The 5,957-nt window shown below is 34.6% G+C and carries 6 protein-coding genes; 4 read left to right on the top strand and 2 right to left on the bottom strand.

Annotation, left to right across the window (positions count from 1 at the left end):
* Positions 1–181 precede the first annotated feature (181 nt).
* Together recG and ACIQZC_RS08400 are read left to right on the top strand one after the other, a co-directional pair.
* Entirely contained in the window at positions 182–2,320 is a 2,139-nt protein-coding gene (recG, locus tag ACIQZC_RS08405; RefSeq protein ID WP_396138786.1) for an ATP-dependent DNA helicase RecG, read from the top strand.
* A gap of 20 nt (positions 2,321–2,340) precedes the next feature.
* Positions 2,341–3,204, top strand: coding sequence for a bestrophin family protein (locus ACIQZC_RS08400; RefSeq protein WP_396138785.1), 864 nt, complete (start codon positions 2,341–2,343; stop codon positions 3,202–3,204).
* Between the two features lie 102 nt (positions 3,205–3,306).
* On the opposite strand, the gene ACIQZC_RS08395 is transcribed toward ACIQZC_RS08400, so the two are convergent.
* Positions 3,307–3,639, bottom strand: coding sequence for a DUF6150 family protein (locus tag ACIQZC_RS08395; protein ID WP_396138784.1), 333 nt, complete (start codon positions 3,637–3,639; stop codon positions 3,307–3,309).
* Between the two features lie 278 nt (positions 3,640–3,917).
* Between ACIQZC_RS08395 and ACIQZC_RS08390 the strand changes: the two genes are divergently transcribed.
* A complete protein-coding gene (locus ACIQZC_RS08390) occupies positions 3,918–4,088 on the top strand; it encodes a hypothetical protein (RefSeq protein ID WP_396138783.1) in 171 nt (56 codons plus the stop codon).
* Positions 4,085–4,231: a hypothetical protein gene (locus tag ACIQZC_RS08385; RefSeq protein ID WP_396138782.1), complete on the top strand. Its 147-nt coding sequence runs from the start codon at positions 4,085–4,087 to the stop codon at positions 4,229–4,231. The genes ACIQZC_RS08390 and ACIQZC_RS08385 overlap by 4 nt, the downstream gene beginning before the upstream one ends.
* Before the next feature lie 86 nt (positions 4,232–4,317).
* Here the strand turns inward: ACIQZC_RS08385 and ACIQZC_RS08380 are convergent, their stop codons facing one another.
* Positions 4,318–5,889 (bottom strand): NADP-dependent glyceraldehyde-3-phosphate dehydrogenase, encoded by a 1,572-nt coding sequence (locus ACIQZC_RS08380; protein WP_396138781.1) that lies wholly within the window; start codon positions 5,887–5,889, stop codon positions 4,318–4,320.
* Positions 5,890–5,957 lie beyond the last annotated feature (68 nt).

The raw sequence follows: 5,957 nt of genomic DNA, 5'->3' as shown, positions 1-5,957 counted from the left end.
GTTTCTAAATTAACAAATTATCTAGTATCTTCGCTTTTGGTTTTAGAACACAGATGACACAGATTTATCGGATTCACACAGATTTGCTATGTTAACTCTGAAAAGTGAAACGGTCTAAATATACAGTTAGTATTACTGATGTGTCTATGTGTTTCAAACTATAAATGTTGAATACTGAACACTGAACATGAGCCTACTCGAAACTCCCATAGAATATCTCAAAGGCGTTGGTCCGCAACGTGGCGATTTATTGCGCAAGGAGTTGGGCATTCATAAGTATGCCGATTTACTGAATTTATTCCCTAATCGTTATATCGATAGAACGCGTTACTACAAAATAAACGAACTGCAAAACAGTAATTCGGAAGTTCAAATCGTTGGCAAAGTCATTCATATTAAAACAGTTGAGCAAGGCAAAGGAAAATTGCGATTAGTAGCTACTTTTGCAGATGAAACGGGGCAAATGGAACTCGTATGGTTTCAAGGACAAAAATGGATTCGTGAAAGTTTAAAAATTAATGTTCCGTATGTTATTTTTGGAAAAGTAACCCAATTTGGAGCCACTCACAACATGGCGCATCCCGAGATGGAACTATTAGACGAACACAAAGCCAGTCTTCGTTCTGCCATGCAACCCGTGTATCCGAGTACCGAAAAGTTAACCAATAAAGGCGTTTCAAATAAAATCATCAATAAAATGATGCAACAATTGTTTGTGGAAACGCAAGCTTTGTTTTCTGAAAACTTACCGAACTATCTTTTAGAAGAATTAAAGTTAATTCCAAAAAATGCGGCTTTATTCAATATTCATTTTCCTAAAAGTCAAGACCTATTAGCTAAAGCGCAATTCCGTTTAAAGTATGAAGAGTTGTTTTTCATTCAATTACAATTGATCACAAAAAACCTCATTCGCAAACACAAAATAAAAGGTTTACCTTTTGAAAATGTGGGCGAAAACTTCAATAATTTTTACAAAAATCATTTACCTTTTGAATTGACTAATGCTCAAAAGCGGGTTTTAAAAGAAATTAGAAACGATTTAGGAAGCAACGCCCAAATGAACCGATTACTGCAAGGCGATGTAGGTTCTGGAAAAACTATAGTAGCTTTAATGTGTATGCTTTTAGCAAAAGACAACGGCTTTCAAAGTTGCTTAATGGCACCTACTGAAATTTTAGCCAACCAGCATTTTAACGGTATTTCAGAATTAGCTAAAGATTTAAACATCAATATTCGAATTTTAACAGGTTCAACGAAAATTACACAACGAAGAATTATTCACGAAGAATTAGAAAACGGCACATTAGACATCATCATCGGAACACACGCTTTGTTGGAAGATAAAGTACAATTTAAAAAATTAGGATTAGCCGTTATAGATGAACAACACCGTTTTGGTGTCGAACAAAGAAGTAAATTGTGGAAGAAAAGCGGCCTCCATTCTGGGGAGGTTGGTGGGGCTACTATCCCTCCTCATGTTTTGGTAATGACCGCTACTCCTATTCCTCGTACTTTAGCGATGAGTTTGTATGGTGATTTAGATATTTCAGTGATTGATGAATTACCTCCGGGCAGAAAACCCATTCAAACCGTTCATCGTTATGATTCAAATCGATTACAAGTGTGGAAATTCTTAAAAGATGAAATTGCAAAAGGACGCCAAATCTACATAGTATATCCGTTAATTCAAGAATCAGAAAAAATGGATTACAAAGATTTAATGGACGGATACGAGAGTATTTCTCGCGATTTTCCATTACCACAGTATTCGATATCCATTTTACACGGGAAAATGAAACCCGCCGATAAAGACGAAGAAATGCGTCGTTTTGCCGCTGGTAAAACAAACATCATGGTTGCCACAACGGTTATTGAAGTAGGTGTAAACATACCCAATGCTTCCGTAATGGTTATTGAAAGTGCCGAACGCTTTGGGTTGTCTCAATTACATCAGCTGCGCGGTCGTGTGGGGCGTGGTGCCGAACAAAGTTATTGTATCTTAATGACGAGTCATAAACTCAGCAACGACAGTAAAATAAGAATGGATACGATGGTGCGCACTAATGACGGCTTTGAAATATCGGAAGTCGATTTAAAACTACGAGGACCTGGCGATATTATGGGCAAACAGCAAAGCGGTGTATTAAATTTACAAATTGCCGATTTAGTCAAAGACAAAGACATCTTACAATTGGCAAGACACCATGCCATAAAACTTCTAAAAGACGATGCCCCAATGGAAAAACCAGAACACAGCAAATTAAGAGAAGCTTTTATTGAAATCAGTAAAAAGAAAACCATTTGGAATTATATTAGTTAAAACAATAAAAAATAAACAAAATGATACAATACAACCCTAAAGACTGGATTACATTTATTTTTCGATTCCATAAATCCGACACTTTCCGTCAATTAATACCAATGATGATTTTCATCGGATTATATGCAGGCGGTATCGCATATCTAGAACTAGAATATTGGAGCTTATCAGAAAATAGCCACGTCAAAAACCTGACGCTAATGCACACTACTGTAGGTTTCGTATTGTCGTTACTTTTAGCTTATCGCACCAACACCGCCTACGATCGTTGGTGGGAAGGTCGTAAACTATGGGGAGGATTAGTAAACAACAGCCGCAACTTAGCGCTCAAACTATCAACTTATTTAAAAGAGGAAAACGACAGAACTTATTTCAGAAAAGTTATTCCGGCTTATTCATCAGTACTTTCAAAACATTTACTCAACGAAGAAGTAAGCCAAATGCTCTTTGAAGGACTAGATTTAGAGATAGACCATCACAAACATCGTCCGAACCAAGTAGCTAAAATGTTATTTCAAAAAGTAAATGATTTGTATAAATCAGGAAAAATTACAGGCGATCAGTGTTATCTCATCAATGCCGAATTACAATCGTTTACCGATATATGTGGTGCTTGCGAACGAATTAAAAATACACCTATACCCTACTCGTATAGCTCATTTATTAAAAAATTCATTTTCTTTTTCGTGATGACTTTACCGTTTGGATTTGTATTCAGCTTAGGCTATTACGTAATTCCGGTGGTTATTTTTATTTTCTATGTTTTAGCCAGTTTAGAACTCATTGCCGAAGAAATTGAAGATCCATTCGGAGGTGATGCAAACGACCTACCCATGACAAAAATCGCTTCAAACATAAAAAAACACGTTGAAGAAATTTTATGATTTCCATCATCAATCACCCATCACCCATCATCAATCACCCATCATCCATTATCAATTATCCATTATCAATTGTCAATTATCCATTATCAATCATCTAAACCCCTAATACATCAAATACTTCTTTTCATTGTTTCTCCACCCTGCTTGATTTTCATAGGCTACAAAGAAGATTTTTAAATCCGCTTGATTTTCGTAATCCACAAAATAGAGTTTCTTTTTCGCCTGGTTTTCATATGTAGAAAAAAACCACTTGCCGTTATTTTCACCCACTTGGTTTTCATACTTCACCTTAAAGACTTTTAAGTCCGCTTGGTTTTCATATTTCACCACAAAGACTTTAATTTCTGCTTGGTTACTATATTGCGTACTAAACACTTTTTGAGCATTAGCCAAGCTACTTATGCATACAAACGCAAGAATTAAAATATATTTCATATCAATTAGTTTCATTCAAATTTACAAAAACCGTTCCATTTTTAATTTTCGCCTCCTTCGCTATTTCAAGTGGCGAAGCGTATCAAAAAGCCTAGAATTTTACACAGGTTAAAAAGACTTAACATTTGGTATCTATTTCATTGTTTTAAAGTTTAAATGTTCTTCCATTTTATTAATTGAAAATTAAAATTATGTAAACTTTTTGGGTATTCTTTGAATATTTAAAATAATTTTAGTAGTTTTATGCTATTATTAAAAAATTAATTAATAAAAAAAGTATGAAATTATTTATTTTGAAATGGTATCCCATTATTCTTGCCTTCATTTGCATGTTGTATTCAATTTCATTGGCTTTATTTGGAAATTATGATGAAGCCCTGTATTCTGCACACTGGCCAGGAACCATTTTATTATTCGCAATAGCAATCCGTCAAAGAAGAACGACATGAGTATAGGCTTTTTTATCATAGGTGGAATTATTTTTCTTGCGTATGTTTATTTAACCATTTGGAATATTTATTATTCGGGTAAAAAGCAAAAGGAAGAAAATTATTCTAAAGTAGACATCAAGAAGGAGATGAAGAAGAAATAATCTTCAGATCTCTAAAATACATTATGTAGTAAGCATAAAAAAAAACATGAGAAAAAGAATCTCATGTTTTTTGTGTTTCAGACTGTTTATAAAATATAGTCAGTATTGATAAAATTACATTTTTTACTATCCAATAACTCTTGCAAAATTTCATTGTTGTAGGCATTGTCCTTAGATGCTACAAATGTTCGTATCGAAAAAGAACGCAACGCATCATGAATACTTAAAGTTCCTACAGCAGAATCTTTTCGTCCAGTAAAAGGAAATACATCGGGACCTCGTTGGCACGAACTGTTTAAATTGACTCTACATACCAAATTAATTAAAGCATCAATTAGTGGTGCAATAACTTCGCTGTTTTTTCCAAACAAACTCACTTGTTGTCCATAATTGGATTCTGACATGTTTTGCAAAGGTGTCGCTGTATCTTTAAATGCCATTATAGGCACAACTGGACCAAATTGCTCTTCATGAAACAACCGCATACTAGCATCAACAGGATATATTACGGCAGGATAAATGAAATTATCGGTAACGACTCCTCCTTTGGCATTCATTATTTTAGCTCCTTTTTGCAAGGCATCGTCTATTAATTCTTTAATGTATTGAGGTTTCTCTTTTTCGGGTAGTGGCGTTAGAAACACGTCTTTTTCCCACGGATTTCCATAAACTAGATTATCGACTTTCTCACAGAACTTTTCTAAAAATTCGTCTTTTACCGCTTCATGCACATAAATTAATTTCAAAGCAGTACATCGTTGCCCGTTAAAGGATAAACTTCCTGATATACATTCTGAAACCGTTAAATCCATATTGGCATCCGCTAAAATAATGGCCGGATTTTTAGCTTCTAATCCCAAAATCAATCGCAATCGATTCTTATTTGGGTGTAAATCTTGAAGTGCTACAGCAGCTTTACTATTGCCTATTAAGGATAAAACACTTACCAACCCCGATTTCATTACCGGAGCGGCTAATTCCCTACCACGACCAAAAACAATATTGATGACTCCTTTTGGAAATGATTTGTTAAAAATTTCTAGTAAAGGTTCAATAAGTAATACTCCTAATTTTGCAGGTTTGAACACCACCGTATTACCCATAATAAGTGCCGGAATAAGCAAGGTAAAGGTTTCATTCAAAGGATAGTTATAAGGGCCTAAACACAATACAACACCAAGCGGACTCCTTCTAATCATAGCATTGATTCCTTGAACATTTGAAAAATGAGCATTTCTAGCGTTCAATTCCTTGTAACTTTTTATAGTTTCAAAGATATAATCAACCGTACGATCAAATTCCTTTTCACTGTCGGGAAGCGATTTTCCAATTTCCCACATCAAATAGTGCACCACCTCTGCCCGAGTTGCTTTCATTTGGTGCGCAAAGTTTTCTACACATTTTATTCTGTCGCTAACTTTCATAGTAGGCCAAATACCCTGACCATTATCAAAAGCGTTATTAGCTGCTTCAACAGCTTCTAATCCTTCTTTTTCGGTTAAATCAGGAACTTCACCTAAGAAGGTAGGTGCGTATTTTTCTGTAGATGATATAGTTGAATACACTTGATTAAAGGCTCCATTCCAAGTTTTAATTTCGCCATTAATCAAATATTTATCTGCTTTCTTTGGTGTGATGTTACTATTGTAATTGTTCATTTAATTTATTTTAATGCCTAAATATAAAAAAAATACTCAAAAAACGAATTGAAAATGAGATATTTAAC

Source organism: Flavobacterium sp. (assembly GCF_044338735.1).
Lineage (GTDB): Bacteria > Bacteroidota > Bacteroidia > Flavobacteriales > Flavobacteriaceae > Flavobacterium.
This window is presented reverse-complemented; position numbering and strand designations above follow the sequence as displayed.